The 18,824-nt window shown below is 57.3% G+C and carries 16 protein-coding genes; 7 read left to right on the plus strand and 9 right to left on the minus strand.

The window, feature by feature from the left end:
* The first annotated feature begins 2 nt into the window (after positions 1 to 2).
* From tssA to tssJ, 4 genes are read left to right on the plus strand one after another with little or no spacing between them, the layout of a single operon-like run.
* Positions 3 to 1,601 (plus strand): type VI secretion system protein TssA, encoded by a 1,599-nt coding sequence (tssA, locus tag KHU29_RS01745; protein WP_425514440.1) that lies wholly within the window; start codon positions 3 to 5, stop codon positions 1,599 to 1,601.
* A gap of 10 nt (positions 1,602 to 1,611) precedes the next feature.
* The gene (gene tssF, locus KHU29_RS01750) at positions 1,612 to 3,387 is read left to right on the plus strand and encodes a type VI secretion system baseplate subunit TssF (protein ID WP_246541332.1); all 1,776 of its coding nucleotides are present in this window, start codon (positions 1,612 to 1,614) and stop codon (positions 3,385 to 3,387) included.
* Positions 3,384 to 4,475: a type VI secretion system baseplate subunit TssG gene (gene tssG / locus KHU29_RS01755; protein ID WP_211450964.1), complete on the plus strand. Its 1,092-nt coding sequence runs from the start codon at positions 3,384 to 3,386 to the stop codon at positions 4,473 to 4,475. The genes tssF and tssG overlap by 4 nt, the downstream gene beginning before the upstream one ends.
* A 14-nt stretch (positions 4,476 to 4,489) precedes the next feature.
* Positions 4,490 to 5,020 carry a type VI secretion system lipoprotein TssJ gene (tssJ, locus tag KHU29_RS01760; RefSeq protein ID WP_211450965.1) on the plus strand — a complete coding sequence of 177 codons (531 nt, stop codon included), beginning with the start codon at positions 4,490 to 4,492 and terminating at the stop codon, positions 5,018 to 5,020.
* Between the two features lie 47 nt (positions 5,021 to 5,067).
* Here the strand turns inward: tssJ and KHU29_RS01765 are convergent, their stop codons facing one another.
* The 6 genes from KHU29_RS01765 to KHU29_RS01790 form a co-directional block, all read right to left on the minus strand.
* Positions 5,068 to 6,645, minus strand: a complete 1,578-nt coding sequence (locus KHU29_RS01765) for a DHA2 family efflux MFS transporter permease subunit (protein WP_281416046.1) — start codon at positions 6,643 to 6,645, stop codon at positions 5,068 to 5,070.
* 73 nt (positions 6,646 to 6,718) lie between these two features.
* Positions 6,719 to 7,918: an HlyD/EmrA/EmrK family protein gene (locus KHU29_RS01770; protein ID WP_211450966.1), complete on the minus strand. Its 1,200-nt coding sequence runs from the start codon at positions 7,916 to 7,918 to the stop codon at positions 6,719 to 6,721.
* A 68-nt stretch (positions 7,919 to 7,986) separates the two neighbouring features.
* Positions 7,987 to 9,504, minus strand: coding sequence for an efflux transporter outer membrane subunit (locus KHU29_RS01775; protein WP_246541334.1), 1,518 nt, complete (start codon positions 9,502 to 9,504; stop codon positions 7,987 to 7,989).
* A 130-nt stretch (positions 9,505 to 9,634) separates the two neighbouring features.
* Positions 9,635 to 10,117 (minus strand): MarR family winged helix-turn-helix transcriptional regulator, encoded by a 483-nt coding sequence (locus KHU29_RS01780; protein WP_092412142.1) that lies wholly within the window; start codon positions 10,115 to 10,117, stop codon positions 9,635 to 9,637.
* A gap of 127 nt (positions 10,118 to 10,244) precedes the next feature.
* Complete coding sequence (locus KHU29_RS01785; protein WP_211450968.1) at positions 10,245 to 11,654, minus strand: sensor histidine kinase; 1,410 nt, start codon at positions 11,652 to 11,654, stop codon at positions 10,245 to 10,247.
* Positions 11,651 to 12,325: a response regulator transcription factor gene (locus KHU29_RS01790; protein WP_211450969.1), complete on the minus strand. Its 675-nt coding sequence runs from the start codon at positions 12,323 to 12,325 to the stop codon at positions 11,651 to 11,653. The genes KHU29_RS01785 and KHU29_RS01790 overlap by 4 nt, the downstream gene beginning before the upstream one ends.
* A gap of 182 nt (positions 12,326 to 12,507) precedes the next feature.
* Between KHU29_RS01790 and KHU29_RS01795 the strand changes: the two genes are divergently transcribed.
* From KHU29_RS01795 to KHU29_RS01805, 3 genes are all read left to right on the plus strand, one after another.
* Entirely contained in the window at positions 12,508 to 13,524 is a 1,017-nt protein-coding gene (locus KHU29_RS01795; RefSeq protein WP_211450970.1) for an ABC transporter substrate-binding protein, read from the plus strand.
* 153 nt (positions 13,525 to 13,677) lie between these two features.
* Positions 13,678 to 14,514 carry an ABC transporter ATP-binding protein gene (locus KHU29_RS01800; protein WP_211450971.1) on the plus strand — a complete coding sequence of 279 codons (837 nt, stop codon included), beginning with the start codon at positions 13,678 to 13,680 and terminating at the stop codon, positions 14,512 to 14,514.
* Positions 14,515 to 14,606: 92 nt separating this feature from the next.
* The gene (locus KHU29_RS01805; protein WP_211450972.1) at positions 14,607 to 15,461 is read left to right on the plus strand and encodes an ABC transporter permease; all 855 of its coding nucleotides are present in this window, start codon (positions 14,607 to 14,609) and stop codon (positions 15,459 to 15,461) included.
* 93 nt (positions 15,462 to 15,554) lie between these two features.
* On the opposite strand, the gene KHU29_RS01810 is transcribed toward KHU29_RS01805, so the two are convergent.
* The 3 genes from KHU29_RS01810 to KHU29_RS01820 all read right to left on the minus strand — a co-directional run bounded on the left by KHU29_RS01810 (position 15,555) and on the right by KHU29_RS01820 (position 18,807).
* Entirely contained in the window at positions 15,555 to 16,289 is a 735-nt protein-coding gene (locus tag KHU29_RS01810) for a metallophosphoesterase family protein (protein WP_211451133.1), read from the minus strand.
* Positions 16,290 to 16,455: 166 nt separating this feature from the next.
* Positions 16,456 to 18,144: a PhoH family protein gene (locus KHU29_RS01815; RefSeq protein ID WP_211450973.1), complete on the minus strand. Its 1,689-nt coding sequence runs from the start codon at positions 18,142 to 18,144 to the stop codon at positions 16,456 to 16,458.
* A 219-nt stretch (positions 18,145 to 18,363) separates the two neighbouring features.
* A complete protein-coding gene (locus tag KHU29_RS01820) occupies positions 18,364 to 18,807 on the minus strand; it encodes a peroxiredoxin (protein WP_211451134.1) in 444 nt (147 codons plus the stop codon).
* Between the last annotated feature and the right edge of the window lie 17 nt (positions 18,808 to 18,824).

Genomic DNA, 18,824 nt, shown 5'->3' on the forward strand with positions numbered 1-18,824 from the left:
TCATTTTGTTCTCCACTTTTTTGACCAAGCTGTTTGGCAGTCGCAATCCGGACGAACTGCTCAGAGAGCGCATGAGTGCCTGGCAGGATTGGCTACAAGCTTTGCCTGCGGAGAATGGCAGCGGTGTCGGCCGCGATCCTGGCTACGAAGATGCATTTTTTGCCATTAAGGACGAAGTGACCAAGTTGTCCAATGTCGATGACCGCCTGATAGCGCGCTCCTGCGAGCAATTGTTCAAAGAGGTCGGCAAGGATCTGCGGTTGGCCGCTTATTACACCTTCGCCCGGCTGCGGCTGGACGGTAGTGCCGGTTTTGCCGACGGCATCGAATTGACGGCGGCTCTGGTTGACCGCTTTGGCGATGCATTGCTGCCGATTCGCCCCGAAGCACGTAAAGGGGCATTGGAATGGCTCGCCAATTCACGCTTGCTCGATCAATTGTCCCGCTACGAAGATTTTGCGCCGGTCGATCTGGAACGGGCCATGGCAGGGCTGAACTTGCTGGTGACCCGCACCGCGCTATGGCCTGAAGCTGCGCGGCCCAATCTGCAGCCTCTGGTATCCAGGTTTGAACCGGGCGAGGTGACGCTGCCGACTGCGCCAGCCGCAACAACTGGTGCTGCGCTAGCTGGTCCAATCGCATCTCAGGCGGCAGCGGCAGTCGGTTCCAGCCGAGACTTGCTGGAACAGGCGCGGGTAATGGCGCAATTTCTCAGGAATCAGGAGCGCGGCTACCTGTCGTCGACGCGCCTGATCCGCTGCGTACGTTGGGATACGGTGCATGATCTGCCGCCGTCTGATCAGCAGATGCGTACCCGTTTGCAGGCACCGCGCGCCGAGTTACGGCAGCATTTCAAGCGACTGGTGCTGCAAAAACAATGGCATGAATTACTCGAACGGGTGGAAGGCGCCTTCACTGAAGGGGCTAATCATCTGTGGTTCGATCTGCAATATTTTCAACACACGGCGTTGGAGCACGCCGGACTGCCTTACACCGGCTGGGGCGACTTGCTGCGCACCGATTTCGCGCTGATGCTGGAACGGCTGAGCGGGATCGAGCGGCTGGCCTTTAACGATGGCACGCCGTTTGCCGACGACACCACGCTCAACTGGATCGCACGCCACGCAGTAGTACGCGATCTGGAGGCCGGGGAGGCGCTGGCGCCGTTGGCCTTGTCCGGCGATGGTGCGGCAAGCGACGCCGGTCACTGGCAGGAAATGGAAGCACAGGCACGCGACGTATTGGCCGGCGAAGGCCTGGAAGCCGCATTCGGCTGGCTGCAAAGCCTGCCGCACTCATGTATGCAATCCGAGCGCCAGCAATTCCTGCAGCGCTGGCTGATGGCGCGTCTGGCCGATCACGCCGGCAAGCAGGAGACCGCCTTGCATCTGCTGATCCAGCTCGACAGCCTGGCACTGAGCCTGCATCTGGCGCGCTGGGAGCCAGCCTTGGTATTCGAGGTCAAACATCACTTGCTGCGGGTACTGAAACAAAACGCCAATCGCAAGGATGCCGATAAACCGTCATTGGCGCGGCGCGTCGACCAATTGCAGGCTGAGCTGACTGTGCTCGACCCGGCGCAAGCGCTGGGAATTATTTAATGTGGATAACATGAACGACGACATCCTGCGCTACTACGAAGCCGAAATGCGCTATCTGCGCGAAGCCGGCAAGGAATTCTCCGAAGCGCACCCGGACCGGGCCCGGTTGCTGAACCTGGACCGGGTCGGCGATCGCGACCCGTACGTCGAGCGTTTGTTCGAAGGTTTTGCGTTTCTTACTGCGCGCTTGCGGCAAAAGCTAGATGACGAATTACCCGAGTTGACTGAAGGATTGGTGAGCCTGCTATGGCCGCATTACCTGCGGATGATTCCGTCGCTGTCGATTCTGGAAATACGCCCCAAGCTGGCCACCTTGCAAAAGCTGGAACAGGTGCCGCCCGGGATCGAGGTACGTTCGGACGCCATCGGTCCGGAAGCCACGCAATGCACCTATCGCACCACGCAACCGGTGCAACTGCTGCCGATTACCTTGAGCGAGGCGGGTGCGACGACCTTGCATGACGGTCGTTCGGCTATCCGGCTGCGTTTTGCGATTGCTGCGGACGCCCGTCTCGACGAGATGGCGACGCCGTCGCTGCGGCTGTATCTTAGTGCTGATCGGCCGGTAGCTTCGGCGCTGCATCTGGCCTTGACCCGGCAGGTCAGCGACATCCGGATCGGCATTCCCGGCGTGCGCGACGGCGCCTTGCAGCCATTGCCAGGAGGGCGCTTTGCGGCGGCTGGTTTCTCGGCCGAAGACCGCCTGTGGCCGAAAGCGGATAACGCGTTTGGCGGTTATCAGTTAATGCTCGAATATTTCACGTTCCCCGAGAAGTTCCTGTTCGTCGACCTGTTCGGCATCGACCTGACACAGCTGCCGAAGGGCTGTGAATATGTCGAAATCGAAGCAGTGCTGGATAAAGCCTATCCAGTCGACCTGCGATTCTCAGCCGACAACGTGCGCCTGTTCTGCACTCCTATCATCAACCTGTTCAAACTCGATGCCGAACCGATCCGTATCAACCATCACGAGACGGAATATCGTGTGTTGCCGGTACTGCATCACGGCAGGCATGTGGAGACTTATTCGGTGGAGTCGGTGGCCGCTTTGGATCACATGACCGGCGAGCGCTATACCTATGTTCCGTTTTCGACCTTCCGCCATCGCGGCGGCATGTTGCGCCACGAAGCACCGGAACGGTTTTTTCATACGCGGGTGCGGCAGGGTGTCAAGGGACTGTACGATACCTGGGTGATTCTCGGTGGCCATTCGTGGGAAACCATGGAAGACCTGCCGGAAGAAGCCTTATCCCTGCAGGTGACCGGCACCAACGGCATGCTGCCGCGTAAAGGCTTGCGTGAGGCCGGTATCAATATGTTGACCGGCAGTGTCCCCAACGTCAGCGCCGTGCGTAATCTGGCGGCGCCGACACTCCCTCTGTATCCACCAACCAGCGACCGTTTCCAGTGGCGTGTATTATCGCACCTGGCGCCGAATTTCCTTTCATTGATGGATGCCGAAGTGTTGCGCGGGGCGCTGGCATTGTACGACTGGACTGACGATGAATTGAATCGCCGCCGTCTGGCCGGTATCCAGCAAGTGACACACAAGGCCGTGCGCCAGATCAGCGGCGGCGCCCTGGAACGTGGCGTGCAAATCGAGGTCACGCTCGATAGTCACGCGTTTTCCGGGGAAGGGGATCTGTACCTGTTCGGTGAGCTACTCCAGCGTTTCTTCGCTTTGTATGCCGACATGAATCTGTTTACCCAGCTGGTGCTGGTCAGTTTGCCATCCGGGCAGCGCATCGCCTGGCCGGCTAGCAAGAGCGAGGCGGCGCCGCTATGATCATCAGCGAAGGCCTCACCCGGCAGCATCCGTTTGCCGTCGCGGCGCTGTCTCCTTTCATGCGCGAGCTGCTGGGACGTGCGCCGCAGATGAATTTTTTCCAGCTATGCCAGCTGCTAGAGTTGCATGCGCCGCAGCAGCCGCTGCTCGGCCGCCAGGATACGCCGGAGTCTGAGCCGGTGCGATTCCGGCCCTTGCCTAAAGTCGGCTTCCCCAGCACCGAAATGGCGCAAGTCGAGTTCGACGATGAGCGGCCAATTGCGCCGCCATCGGTGCGCACCACCTTCCTCGGCTTATATGGCGTCAACGCCGCCATCCCGCATCACTTCATCGAAGATATCGTGCTGCGGCGCGAAGGCAGCGAGGCGGTGGCGGCGTTTCTGGATATGTTCAACCACCGGATCGCCACGCTGTTTTATCGCAGCTGGCGCAAGTACCGCTATCCGGTCGGCTTCAGGCCCGGCGGCGAAGATGAAATGTCGGGCTATCTGCTATGCCTGGCAGGCTTTGGGATAGGCAATGCGGAACACAAGCAAGGCTTGTCGCCGGCGCGGTTGCTGGCCTTGCTCGGTTTGCTGACGCAACGTACGCGCACCGCCGACGGCCTGGCCGGTGTGATTCGCCAGCTGTTACCGGGCGCAGGTGTAACGGTAAAAGAGTTTCACCCGGTCTGGGTCCGCCTGGAACAACCGCAAGGTTTGGGCAGCAAGGCCGTCAGCGGCGCCGCGCCACGTGGCTTGGCCGATGGCCATGTACTCGGCCGCGGCGTACTGGACCGGACGCAAACGGTGCAAGTCACGATCCGTCCTGCCGATGCAGCGCAAGCCAATGACGTTTTGCCCGATGCCAGGTTACATCACGACATGCTGAAGCTGTTACGCGTTTATCTTGGCTACAAGGTAGATGCCGAATTAAGAATGGAGGTGTCATCCATGACCGTGCCGCAACTGGCGCTGGGTAAGGTAGCAGCTGCGACGGATGGCAGTCCCGCGGCGCGGCCACGCCTGGCCTGGTCTACTTTGTTAAAGCCGGCGAGCGATCGGATCGTCACCATTTCGCTGGGCCGCTATTCTGGCCTGGCAGCATAAGTCAGAGGAATTTCATGCGTTTCACTTCGCTCATTATCGTATTGTCCAGTTTGATGTTGTCCGGTTGCGGAGCTTGGCAGACAGTGTCCGACGCGACTGCCAACGCCGCCAGTGCGGTCTTCTTCAGGCAGGTCAAAGTGCTCAACGTTGATTTCAAAGCCCGCGACGCGCTGAATCCGGATGAAAAGGAAAAATCGTTGTCAGTGGTGGCGCGTGTCTATCAGCTTAAGGACCGCGAAGCATTTGACACGGCGACCTATAGCGATTTGTTGAAAAACGACAAGACCGTGCTGGCGCAGGATTTGCTGGATTCGCATGCCGTGGTCATCGGTCCTGGCGGCGCTGCCAGCTTGTCGCAGCCGATGCAGGGGGACACCATGTTTATCGGAATAGCGGTGTTTTTCAGGGATGCCACCGTCGACGCCGATTGGCGCCGGGTAGTGCTCAAAAAAACGCTGCTGGCCGATGAACCGCTTAAATTCGAATTGCTTGGTAACCAGTTGATCGGTGCAAATGATGTGTTGCAGGAGCGGCCGCAGCAATGATTAGAACAACATGAGAATTGCTGCAGCCTGATCGCCCGTATTCAATCCTAGTGCGCGCCGCCTGCGTCGACCGGAACGCTGGAGCGTGAAGGCTTGGTCAGCCATACCAGTGCAATCAGTATCAAGAACAATACCGCCGAGATCCAGAAAATATCGGTGGCGCCCTGAGTGGCGGCCTTCACTGTAATCAGGCGCTCGATAGTGGCCCAGGCGGCCGGTTCCGGCATGCCTTGGGCAGTCAGGTTATTTACCGCGTCGTTAAATGCCGGGCTATGCGGGCCGGTGAATTCGGTCAGTTGCGAGTGATGCAGCGATGTGCGCCGGTCCCACAAGGTACTGGTGATCGAAGTGCCCATGCCGCCGAACATGATCCGCACGAAATTGGACAAGCCGGCCGCCGACGGGATTTTTTCCGGTGGCTGGCCCGACAAGATGATCGAGGTCAGCGGGATAAAGAACATGGCCATCGCAGCGCCCTGGATGACGGTAGGAATCATCAAGGTGAACGTGTCGACGTTTTCGGTGAATTGCGAGCGCATGTAAAACACTATCGCAAAGACCAGGAACGCGGTACTGGCAACCCAGCGGGCATCGACCTTGGGCAGGATCTTGCCGATGAATGGCGACAGGATGATGGCAAAGATCCCGACCGGCGCCATCACTTCACCCGCCAGCGTTGCCGTATAGCCAAGCGTGGTTTGCAGCCACAGCGGCAGGATCACCAGGCCGCCGAACATCAGCCCGTAGCCGACCGAGATTGCAATCACGCCGCCGCTGAAGTTACGGCTTTTGAACAGGGTCAGGTCGACGACCGGATGATCGTCGCCCAGCTCCCAGATGACGAAATAGATAAACGCAACCAGCGCGATCGCGCCCAATATCACAATGGTCGAGGAATTGAACCAGTCGAGCTCCTTGCCCTTGTCCAGCATGATCTGCAGCGAGCCGACCCAGATCACCAGCAAGCCAAGGCCGATTTTATCGATCGGCAGCTTGTATGTCACCGACTCGCGCTTATGGTAGATCGACCAGGTGGCCCAGGCGGCAAACACGCCCACCGGGATATTGATATAGAAAATCCATGGCCAGGTGTAATTGTCCGAAATCCAGCCGCCCAGAAGCGGCCCCATGACCGGCGCCACCAGTGTAGTCATGCCCCAGAACGCCAGGGCCATGCCGCTCTTGGAGGGAGTGTAGCTAGACAGTAGCAACGATTGCGACAAAGGAATCATCGGTCCCGCGACCGCGCCTTGCAGCACCCGCGCCGCAATCAGCACTTCCATGCTGGGAGCCAGTCCGCACAGGATGGACGACAGCACGAACAGGATGATCGATGTGATAAACAGGCGGACCTGGCCGAAGCGCTGGGTCAGCCAGCCGGTCAGCGGCACCGAGATCGCGTTGGCGACCGCAAACGACGTGATGACCCAGGTACCTTGTTGCGGCGATACGCCCAGGTCGCCGGAGATGGCCGGGATGGAAACGTTCGCAATCGACGAATCGAGTACGTTCATGAACACGGCTAGCGAGAGTGCTACCGTACCCATGACTAGCTTGCCGCCGGTTAGCGGCGGCAGTGGTTGCGATGGCGGCCGCGCTGGCGTCGCCGGTTTTGGGGAACTCATGAAGGCATTCCGGTAAGGGTTCGCGTAGCGGATGCCGTCGCGACGACGGCATCCGGCAGAAGCTTAGTGATTTTTAATGATTTGCGGCGATAATGCTGGCGATGCGTGCATCAGCTTCTTGCCCGCTCTTGTCGAAGACGTCGGTGGTGTAGGCTGGCGCAGTGCGCGCGGTGCCTGCGGTCAGCGAAGTGCCTTCGGTCTGTGCCACATCGACAGTGACATCCATCGATACGCCGATACGCAGCGGATGAGTTTCCAGGTCTTTCGGATCCAGCGAAATACGCACTGGAATCCGCTGCACGATCTTGATCCAGTTACCGCTGGCGTTTTGTGCCGGCAGCAGCGCGAAAGCCGAGCCGGTGCCGGCCGCCAAGCCGACCACCTTGCCGTGGTACTCGATCTTGGAGCCATACAAGTCGGATTTCAAGGTTACCGGCTGGCCGATCCGCATATTGGTGATCTGCACTTCCTTGAAGTTGGCGTCAACCCACAGCGCGTTCAGCGGCACGATCGACAGCAGCGGTGTGCCGGCGGCAACGCGCTGGCCAACCTGCACCGAACGCTTGGCGACATAACCGGTGGTCGGCGCCAGCAACGTGGTGCGGGCCAGGTTGATATAAGCATTGCGTACCTGGGCAGCGGCGTTAAGCACATTCGGATGTTGGTCGACCGTGGTGCGATCAGTCAATACCTTGTTCGACGCCAGTTGCTCGCGGGTGGCTTGCAGCGCGGCTTCGGCTCCTTGTACGGCTACTTTAGCGTGCTCCAGTTCTTCCTTGGAGACGGCGCCGGTGCTGATCAGTTGCGAACGGCGCGCCAGGTCCGAGCGCGCCCGTTCCAGTTCCGAAGTGCGGGCGGTGACATTGGAAGCCAAGGCGTTGTTGTTGACAAACAGCGTACGCACCTGGCGTACGGTTTGCGCCAGTTGGGCTTCGGCTGAAGCCAACGCTACCTTGGCGTCGGCCTGGTCCAGTTCCACCAGCGGTTTGCCGGCCTGCACCAATTCGGTATCGTCGGCATTGATGGCCAATACGGTACCACCAACCTGCGGCGTGAGCTGGACCACGTTGCCGCCGACATAAGCGTCGTCGGTGCCTTCGTAGTGGCGGGCATAGATGAACCACCAGATGCCATAGGCGATCAGGATAATGATAAGCGCGATAGTGACGCCGATCAGCAGGGTGCGGCGTTTGCCGTTGGCGGCGACAGGTGCCGGCGCAGCGGCGGCTGCAGCTGCGGTTGGTTCTTGCGGAGTTTGATTTGGTGTTGTCATGATGCGGGTTTCGCAATAAGTGAACGGTTTATTTGGTGAATCAGTTAGCAGTTGTCAGTGAGCAGCTATCAGTTAGCCGTGCTTGCCTGAGGGCTGGCGGTGCTTGCATTAGCTTCTGCAGGATTAAGCCCCTCGGCCGCAGCATCAAAGCCGCCACCCAGCGACCTGATCAGGTTGACGCGCAGATCGGCTCTGCGGGCGCGCACGTCAAGTTCAGTTTTACGTTGCGCCAGCCAGCCAATCTGGGTGCTCACCACTTGCAGCATGTTGCCGGTGCCGACCTGTTGCCGTTGCTCTGCCAGTTTCACGCCGCGTTCGGCTGCATCGACTGCCGCCTGTTGACTCTTGTCCTGGATTTCAGCTGCACGCAGCGATTGCACGCTATCCGCCACTTCGTGGAAAGCGTCATTCAGCGCCTGGTTATAAGTTGCCACCGCGCCGTCATAAGCTGCGACCCGGCCCTTGAGCTGGGCGCGCAATGCGCCGCCTTCAAAGATCGGCAGATGGATCGCCGGACCGATGCCGACTACCTTGCTGCCCTGAGTCAGAAACTGCGAAAAGCCGAGGCTGGAAAAGCCTGCCATGGCAGACAGGTTGACGTTCGGATAGAACTCGGTCTTGGCAACCTTAATATCGCTTTGCGCGGCTTCGACTTGCCAGCGCGCGGCGACCACATCGGGGCGCCGTCCCAGCAGGCCCAAAGGCAACTGGTCAGGCAGGGCAATGCTGCTATCCGCGGGCAATGTCGGCACCGGGATTTTCAAGCCGCGATCGGGCCCTTGCCCCATCAACGCCGCGATCTGATTGCGAGTCAGCGCGATCGCTTCCTGCCATTGCGACTGTTCTGCACGCAAGTTAGCCACTTGTTGCCGGCTTTGTTGATTATCGGTTTGCGTATCGAGACCGGCGGCGAAGCGTTGCTGCGTCAGTTTGTCCAGCTTGTCGCGCAATGCCAGCTGCTGATTGGTCAGGTCCAGTTGCGCATACTGGCGGCCCAGTTGCAGCCACGCTTTCGAGATGCCAGCGGTCAGCGCCAGGCGTGCTGCGTAATGTTCAGCTTCTGCAGCTTTGCTTTGCGATATCGCGGAATTCAACTGTGCGCTGTGCTTGCCCCAGAAATCCAGTTCGTAAGAAAAATTCAGCGCGGTTTCATAGTCCGTTACATACATGCCGCCGAATGGAGGCGGGTAGATGCTGTTCTCGGTGAAACGCTGGCGGGTTACCGACAGACTGGCGCCGACCTGCGGTTTGCCGGTTGCGCCAGCCGCTTCCACCATGGCGCGCGATGCGGCTATCCGGGCGGCGGCAGCTTGCAGATTTGGATTGCCTGCCAGCGCTTCATCGACCAATTGCTGCAGCTGGCTGCCGCCAATGCTGCTGACCCAGGAACTAGCCGGCCACATGCCGCCTTGTCCAGGCAAGGACGATGTCGATGCATAGTCGTCCGGATTGTTGGAGTGGGTAGTACTATGGATGCCGCTGAAATTGGCGCAAGCCGCCAGCAGTAGAGCGGCGGCGCTGATGGCAAGGCGCTGGGTGCCGAGTTTCGGCAGGCTGCGTCGGGCTGGAGATGGATGAGAGTTCATGTCGGTATTGGTGTGACGGTTTGATTTAGCGGCCAAAGACAGAGTGACTACGAAGATTGCGAATAACTACGGATAACCACACGAAGGCTGCTTGTTTAAAAGTAATATTGAATAAATTAATCTTGCATAGTCAATGTGTTTTTTCTGGCGGGGCATTGGAAACATTGCTTGCCAACAAACGCCTTAACATCGATTTCAAAAAGCCGATTTCTTCCGCGCTGAATTCTGAAAAATGTTTGTTCAGTACGCCGCAAAATGCCTGCGGCATCAATTTCGACAACGCCACGCCATCTGCAGTCAGATGCAATTTCATCAAACGCCTGTCGTGCGCACATGGCTCACGCTTGATCAGATCGCGCGCTACCAGGCGGTCGATCATGCGCTTGGTAGAGGCAGCATCGGTATATGTCTCACGCGCCAGATCGGCTGCGGTTGAGTACTTTCCCGTTGATAACATCAAAAGAATAGCGCCTTGTGCATGGGTTATCCCGTATTGCGCCAGGGATTCATCAGAGCTTTTGACCAGCATGGCGCGCGAACGCGCCAACAGATAGCCTATGCTTTCTTCAATCTGATAGGTGTCCAGAGTGAATAGTGGTGGTGGATTGCTCACGATGTCTTCAACTTATTTTCAGCTTGGTACTTGCTTTAATGCACTAATGTGCATCGAATATTCATTGCCTAGGCAAGAATATACTGCAAAATAAAATTCCTTGCTGATGACACTCTAGAACTATTGTTCAGATCTTGCCGGCGGCTTCCTCATCCGGGCCGCTTGCAATGGCGGGTAATTGCACCAAGACGACCAGGCCGCGCTGCTGCTCGCCGGCGGCCAACGTCACCGTGCCTTGTGCTGCAATCACAATTTCCTTGACGATGGCGAGGCCGAGGCCGGTGCCATCCTGACCCGGCGCCGCATTACGGAAAAACCGCTCGAACACGCGGCTGCGCACTTCGGCCGGAATGCCCGGGCCGTTGTCGCTCACGGTGATGTCGACTTGCTCATGACTCGCTGCGATGGCGACGGTGACCTTGCCGTTGACGGGTGTGTAGCGGATGGCGTTATCGACCAGGTTCATCATCATGGCGGTGAACAAGGCTTCGTTTCCCATCACCCATGCCTGCTCTATTTTTGTCTCAAGTCCAAGGTCGATATTCTTGCGCTGAGCCAGGTCGACGATCTCTTCCAGAACAGCTGCCGAGACCGCCATCAAATCAACCGGTTGCCGGAGGAAGGCCGTGGTATTGGATGCTTCCGCCTGCGACAACAGCAGCAACTTGTTGGTCAGCTCGGTCATGTTGCGGCTGCTTTCCTGCATCGCTTGCAGCACTTCGCTGCGCCGGTCTTCATCGCTCAGGCGCCGGGCAAACTGGATCTGCGAATCGAGCAAGGTCAGCGGCGTGCGCAATTGGTGGGCGGCGTCCGTGATGAAACGCTTTTGTGCCGATACCTGTGTGTTCAGGCGCTGGATGGTCTGGTTGATGGCTTCGACGATAGGCCGCAGTTCCAGTTGCAGCTGGCCAGGCCTGATCGGCGACACCGAAGTCGAGTCGCGCGAAGCCAGTTGATCTTTCAGGTGCATCAACGGCCGCAGCTCCATGCTCAGGCCAAGCACCACCAGTATCGCTGCCAATAACAACATGGCGATCTGACGGTGCAGGGAAGGGCGCCACAGGTCCGCCAGCATCTGGTCATGGGCGCGGGTCGTCTGGCCCACCAGGACCGCAATCTTGTGCAGCTGGCCTGCGTTGTACAGTGTGCGTACCTGGCTGACCACGCGCAGCATCTGGCCATGGTAGTCGATCGTGCTGAATGTCGGCGCGCTCAGCGGAAAGCGCAGCGCCTGCGGAAAATCGGGGCGGCCGGCCAGCAAGCTGTCCTGGTCGGTAATCACCTGGTAATACACCTGGTCCTGTTCCGGCGAGACCAGCAATTCCAGTGCCGCCGGCGGTATGCTGGCATGCGGCACGCCGTCCAGCCATTGGATCTCGCCGGCAATCACCTGTGCCGACGCCAGCAACGCATGGTCTTGAACCAGATCCGCGGTCTGACGCGCGCTGCGATACGACAGCGCGGCACTGATGGCGACAAACAAGGTCAGCGGAATCAGCAACCACAACAGTAAGCGCAGGCGCAGGCTGATAATCAAGTGATGTCTTTCTGCTTCAGTAAATAACCGAGTCCGCGCAAGGTCATGATGGCGGCCTGGCAGTGTTCCAGTTTCTTGCGTAGACGGTGGATATAGATTTCAATCGCGTCGGCGCTGGGTTCGTCATCGAGTCCGAATACGCCGTCCATCAAGGCGGTCTTGGAGACGGTCTTGCCTTGTTTCAGCATCAGGATTTCGAGTACGTCGTGTTCGCGTCCGGGTAGCGCCAGCACCTGGCCGGCAATCGAAAACTGCCGCGTGTTGCTGTCATAGTGCAGGTCGGCGCAATGCATTTCCGCTGTCTTGCCGGGCGTTTGACGGCGGATCAGAGCCTTGATCCGGGCCACCAGTTCGCGTACCTCGAACGGCTTGACCAGGTAGTCGTCGGCACCGGCCCCGAGGCAGTCGACTTTCTCGTCTATCGAGCCGCTGGCGGTGAGAATCATGACCGGCACGTTGTTATGCCGCTCGCGCAGGCGGCGCAAGACGCTCTTGCCGCTCATTTTCGGCAGCTGCAGGTCAAGCAAGACCACATCGTAGTTTTCGCTTTGCAGCAGGCGGTCGGCGGCTTCGCCATCGGTGGCGACATCAAGGGTAAACTTGTCTTCCTTGAGTATCTTGCTGAGCCACAGCGCAAGCGGCGGATTGTCTTCGATCAGGAGTAATTTCATGGAAACAGGGTAAATTGGTTATGTTGCACTGCAAGCTAAATTACATGAAATTTAAATGAAATAACGCGAATTTGGAAAGCTGGATGAAAGTTAGCGCACTCTAGAATACGCTCAAGATTGGAACAAAGGCATCCCGCCAGATGTATCCGGTCATTATCCCAAAAATAAATGGAGACAACACAATGCATACCCTCATCCGTGGATCACTGATTTCCGCTTTGCTCGTCGCTGCCGGTGTGGTTGGCGCAAGCCAGGCAATGGCAGCCGATTCGGGAAAAATCACTATCATGGTCGGCGGCATCACCAAGATGATCTACCTGCCGGCCAAGCTCACTGAGCAACTGGGGTATTTCAAAGAAGAGGGACTGGACGTCGAGCTGCAATCGCAACCGGCTGGCGTGGATGCCGAGAATGAGTTGCTGGCTGGCGCAGTTCAGGCAGTAGTCGGCTTTTACGACCATTCCATCGACTTGCAAAGCAAGGGCAAGGAAGTCACCGCGATCGTGGTTTTCGGCCAGGTTCCTGGCGAAGCCGAAATGGTGGCGACTAAATCCGCCGATACCATCAAGAGCATGGCAGACGTCAAAGGAAAGACGTTGGGCGTGACCGGACTCGGTTCATCGACCAACTTCCTGACACAGTATCTGGCTGCGAAACATGGCATTACTTCCAGCCAATACTCGGTATTGCCTGTGGGCGCCGACAATACTTTCATCGTAGCGGTCAAACAGGGGCGTATCGACGCCGGGATGACTACCGAGCCGACCATTTCGCAGTTGTTGAAGACCGGCGAAGCAAAGGTTCTGGTCGACATGCGTTCGGTCGAAGGCACGGTCAAGGCGCTGGGCGGTTTGTATCCTGCATCCAGCCTGTACGTTCAACGGCCATGGCTGAATACGCATAAGGTCGAAGCCGCCAAGCTGGCGCGCGCCTTCGTCAAGACGCTCAAATTCATCAATACCCATAGCGCTGCCGAAATCGCGGACAAGATGCCGAAGGATTACTACGGCAATGACAAGGCCATGTATGTGCAGGCCCTGCAGAATTCCCTGCCGATGTTTTCACCGGACGGCAAAATGCCGGCCGGCGGCCCGGAAACAGTATTGTCGGTTCTGTCTGGTTTCAATCCGAACGTCAAAGGCAAGCATATCGATCTTGCTAAAACCTATACCAACGAGTTTGTCAGCCAGGCCAAGTAAGACCGGTACTGCACAAGCTTAACAACCAAGAGCTTAGTAACAATCAAGTGAGTGGACCGGAGTCGCGTAGCGGCTCTGGTGACGAAACTCGCGCCAACCGGATACTTCGGTGTGGCTACGATAGGCAAAACAACGCATAACCAGGAACTCCAAATGAACCAAGCAACATACGCGGAAACTGCGGCGTCGTCGCCGGCGCCTCAAGTTTTGCGGGATACCCCCGCGATCGAATTACGTAACGTTTCGTGCCGCTTCATCTCCCCTGACGGCAAGGCTACGATAGCGCTGCGTGATTTCACCATGAGCGTGGCGCGCGGCGAGTTCGTCGCTATCGTGGGGCCGACCGGCTGCGGCAAATCGACGACGCTGAGCATGATCACCGGGTTGCTCAAGCCGACCGTGGGCGAAGTGCGCATCATGGGCGAACCGGTCAGCGGTATCGATCCGCGGATTGGTTTTGTATTCCAGAACGATGCGGTGTTCCCTTGGCGCAGCGTGCTGCACAACGTAGCAGCCGGACCGCTGTTCCGCGGCAAGCCGAAAGACGCCGCTTATGCCTTGGCCGAAGAATGGATACGCCGTGTCGGTCTCGACAAGTTCGCTAATCACTACCCGCATCAATTGTCCGGCGGCATGCGTAAGCGCGTGGCCCTGGCGCAGACGTTTATCAACAGCCCTGAGATCTTGTTGATGGACGAACCTTTCAGCGCGCTGGACATGCAGACCCGCACCCTGATGCAAGACGAGTTGCTGCAGTTGTGGTCATCGCAAGCCGGCTCGGTGGTATTCGTCACTCATGATCTGGAAGAGGCGATTGCGCTGGCGGACAAGGTTTATGTCTTGACCGCGCGTCCTGCGACCTTGAAGAGTGTTTACGAGATCGATCTGCCGCGCCCACGGGTGATGTCGGAAGTGCGCTATGAACAGCGCTTCATCGATATCTCGCGCAAGATCTGGGCCGATCTGCGCGAAGAAGTGCACATCAGCTGATCCTTGGCTTTATCCATTTACATACCGTTGCCTGGGTAGATATCGATATCAATATTAATATCAACCCGGGCAGAAGCAAAAAGGCAATTATCATGACTCAAGTACAAGCAATCGACAAGCTCAGCGCTGCCAGCCTGGCCACCGTCGAACAAGAGGCGCAACGAAAAATCAAGCAACGTCATTGGCTGGTGATGTCACTGCGTCTCGGCATCCTGATTTTTACGCTAGGCGGCTGGGAGCTGGCGGCAAGATTGCACTGGATCGATCCATTCTTCTTTTCGCAACCGTCGCTGATCGTGGTGCAAATCCATGACTGGATCATGGAAGGTACCTCGCAAGGTCCGTTGTGGACCCAGGTGCTGGTAACCCTGGAAGAAACCGTGCTGGGCTTCCTGATCGGTTCTGTGGCCGGCGTTATTTGCGGCATTTTGCTGGGCCGTAATAAATTGTTATCCGATGTCTTCAGTATCTATATCCAGGTTGCCAATTCGATTCCACGGGTGGTGCTGGGCTCGATTTTCGTCATCGCGCTGGGTCTGGGGATGGCCTCCAAAGTTGCGCTGGCGGTGGTGATGGTGTTCTTCGTGGTGTTCGGCAATGCTTTCCAAGGTGTGCGTGAAGCAGACCGTTACATGATTGCCAATGCTCAGATCCTCGGCGCATCGCCGCGCCAGGTCACGATGTCGGTGGTGATTCCTTCCGCATTGAGCTGGATCCTGGCGAGTCTGCACGTCAGTTTCGGTTTTGCTCTGGTGGGCGCGGTGGTGGGTGAATTCCTCGGCTCCAAGCAAGGTATCGGTTTGTTGATATCAACAGCACAAGGCGCTTTCAACGCCAGCGGCGTGTTTGCAGCGATGATTGTGTTGGCAGTGGTGGCTTTGGCCGCGGATTACTTGCTGACGACGCTGGAAAAACGTTTGCTTAAGTGGCGTCCTGTGGCATTCTGAGTTCTAGCAGTGTCTTAAGGTTGCGGCGCATCGAGTTCGATGCGCCGTTTTTTTTGCTTGGATTTTTGCTCAGATTCCGGCTTGTATTCCGGTTTAGATTCGTCCTGTCGACAGCCATGTCGCCCAGTCGCTCCTGCCATTCTTTAGCGCCGTGGCGGCGGCCTTGTGATGGTCGTAGCTGATATTCAAATGCCTGACATGCCAGCCATGAGCGTTTTTTTCGCAAATGGCATAACGGGCATGCGGGCTGCCGTTCTCGATGGCGTGGAAGTAGGGCTGGTCGTCGTCATAAGCTTGCAAGCCGACACTGCCGGGATTGACCACCAGGCGTTCGCCGGAGATCGCGTAGGCGCGTGGCTTGTGCGTATGTCCGCAAATGATCAGGTTATGCGTGATGCCGGCAGCGCGGGCCTCGATATCGGCAGCGGCGGCCATGCGGCAGCCATGCTGGTCGACCTGTTCAAGGAAGTAGATCAAATCGCTGGCCGGCGTGCCGTGGCACATGAAAACGTCGTCGGAGATAACCAGTGTGCCTGGCAATCCTTTGATCCAGTCGCGCTGCGCCTGCGTCGTGTGTTCAAATGCGAACTGATCGCTGGGATGGCCGGTTTGCTGTTCGCAGGCAAGCAACTGACGCTCGTGGTTGCCGCGGATGGTTGGCAATTGCAACGGCATCAATAAGTCCGCGGTCGCCGCCGGTTCCAGCGGCCCGGACAGGATGTCGCCGGCGTTGACGATCAAGTCCACCCCTTGCTTCTTGATGTCGGCCAGAACGGCTTCCAGCGCCCAGATGTTGGCATGGATATCGGACAGAATGGCGAACTTCATGGCGAGTTTCATGGCGTGCTCATTGGCTGGCTTCGTCACGGAAGATGACGGAATATCACATCATCAAATAAAAACGGGTGCAATTCAACCGAAATTGAATTGCACCCGTTCAGCCATCCGGCCAGCGCATCGCTGCGCTAGCTGTTAGTTGCTCTTACAACATTTCTTACAACACATCGCTGGCATGATCCGCCAGACGCGAGCGTTCACCGCGCGCCAGCGTCACATGGCCGCTATGCGACCAGCCCTTGAAGCGATCGACAACGTACGTCAGGCCGCTCGAGCCCTCAGTCAGGTAAGGCGTATCGATCTGGGCTATATTGCCGAGGCAGATGATCTTGGTGCCTGGACCGGCACGTGTGACCAGCGTTTTGATTTGCTTCGGCGTCAGGTTTTGCGCTTCGTCGATGATCAGGAACTTGTTGACGAAAGTACGGCCGCGCATGAAGTTGAGCGACTTGATCTTGATGCGTGAACGAATCAGATCCTGGGTGGCGGCACGACCCCATTCGCCGGCATCAGAATCGGATTTGTTGAGCACCTCCAGATTGTCGTCGAAGGCGCCCATCCACGGCCCCATCTTCTCTTCTTCGGTACCTGGCAGGAAACCGATATCCTCACCGACCGGCACCGTGACGCGGGTCACGATGATTTCGTTGTAAGTCTTGGTTTCCAGCACCTGGGCCAGCCCCGCTGCCAGCGCCAGCAAGGTTTTGCCGGTGCCGGCCTGGCCGAGCAAGGTGACGAAATCGCAATCCGGATTCATCAGCAGGTTCAACGCAAAATTCTGCTCACGGTTGCGCGCGGTGACGCCCCACACACTGTTCTTGGCATGGCCGTAATCGCGCAAGGTTTGCAGTACTGCCGTCTTGCCGTTGATCTGGGTGACTTGTCCGTAGAACGCAGGTTCGCCGTTTTTCGGTTCAATGAAGACGAACTGATTGACCAGCAATGACGGCACCAGCGGTCCGCTCAGGCGATAGTAGGTATAGCCGGTGCCATGCTTGTTTTCCTGCCAGGATTCGATGCCCTTGCCGTGCTTGATCCAGAAATCGTCCGGCAGTTGCTGAATGCCCGAATACAGCAGATCGGTATCTTCCAGCACATGGTCGTTGAAATAATCTTCCGCCGGCAACCCCATCGCCCGTGCCTTGATGCGCATGTTGATGTCTTTCGACACCAGCACCACTGCACGGCCAGGCGACTCGGCTTCCAGTCCACGCACTACGCCGAGAATCTGGTTATCGGCTTTACCAACCGGCAAACCTTCAGGCAGGTCGGCATTTTGCAGCTTGGTCTGGAAGAACAGGCGGCCCTTGGCATCCTTGTTGCCGAGCTTCGACAAAGGGATACCATGGTCGATCTGATCGTCGACCACATCGCCCACCAGCGCATCCAGCGAACGGGATACCTGGCGCGCGTTACGTGCAACTTCCGACATGCCTTTCTTATGGTTGTCGAGTTCCTCCAGCGTCACCATCGGCAGGTAGATGTCATGTTCTTCAAAACGGAACAGGGACGTTGGATCGTGCATCAGGACGTTGGTGTCCAGCACGAACAATTTGGTCACGCCGGTTTTGTCGGCAGCGCGGCTGGTCATCGACTTCGGGCGGAGGTGGCCTTCAGCCGGTTTCGTGGGTTTGTCGGCAACAGCACGCGAATTTTCCGCGGGGGCCTTGCCGGTTTTACGGTTTTCTACAGTTTTGCCACGGGCTTGCGGAGCAACTTCTTTGTTACGGGTAATCGGTTCAACAACGGCGATACGTGGTTTGACGGCTTTGCCGGCTTCCGCTTTCGGATAATCTTGAACGGACAGTAAAGCAGCGGGTTTGGTCGGTAATTTTGGTAAGGGCATCAGAACCTCGCTTTAAAGATGAAAAAAGTGTTCGCTTTGGTGATAACACGAACCGGACCAAACGGGTGAAGCAACGGCACCAACTACAAAAATATAGGTAGAAAACATCAATGAATAACGGGCTTGGATAGGAATCTACAAATTAAAAAGTAAAAAAGCCGTTTGGGAAGGCCCTCAGGCCTTGTCCGCAAACGGCTTCCAGAAATAATTTTTTTGAATTCAATGACTTACAAACTCCAATACTTCATCAACATGCGATGGCACCTTCACTCCACGCCATTCTTTCACCAATGTGCCGGCGGCGTCAATCACAAACGTGCTGCGCTCGATGCCGCGCACTTGCTTGCCGTACATATTTTTCATTTTCATGACATTGAACATGGCGCACAGGGTTTCGTCGGGATCGGTAATCAGGTCGAACGGCAGTCCCAATTTACCCTTGAAACCTTCGTGAGAGCGAATGCTGTCGCGGCTGACGCCGAAGATCAGGGTGTTGTTGCGCTGAAATTCTGCGTACAGTTCGCGGAACTGGATGGCCTCGGTGGTGCAGCCGGGCGTATTATCCTTGGGATAAAAATACAACACTATTTTTTGACCGTGGTAGTTCGACAACTGGAATGTCTGCCCGCCGGTCATGGCCGCAGAGAAGTCGGGCACCGTCATGTTGATGATGGATGGAT

The sequence above is a fragment of the Collimonas antrihumi genome (genome assembly GCF_018304965.1).
GTDB lineage: Bacteria > Pseudomonadota > Gammaproteobacteria > Burkholderiales > Burkholderiaceae_D > Collimonas > Collimonas antrihumi.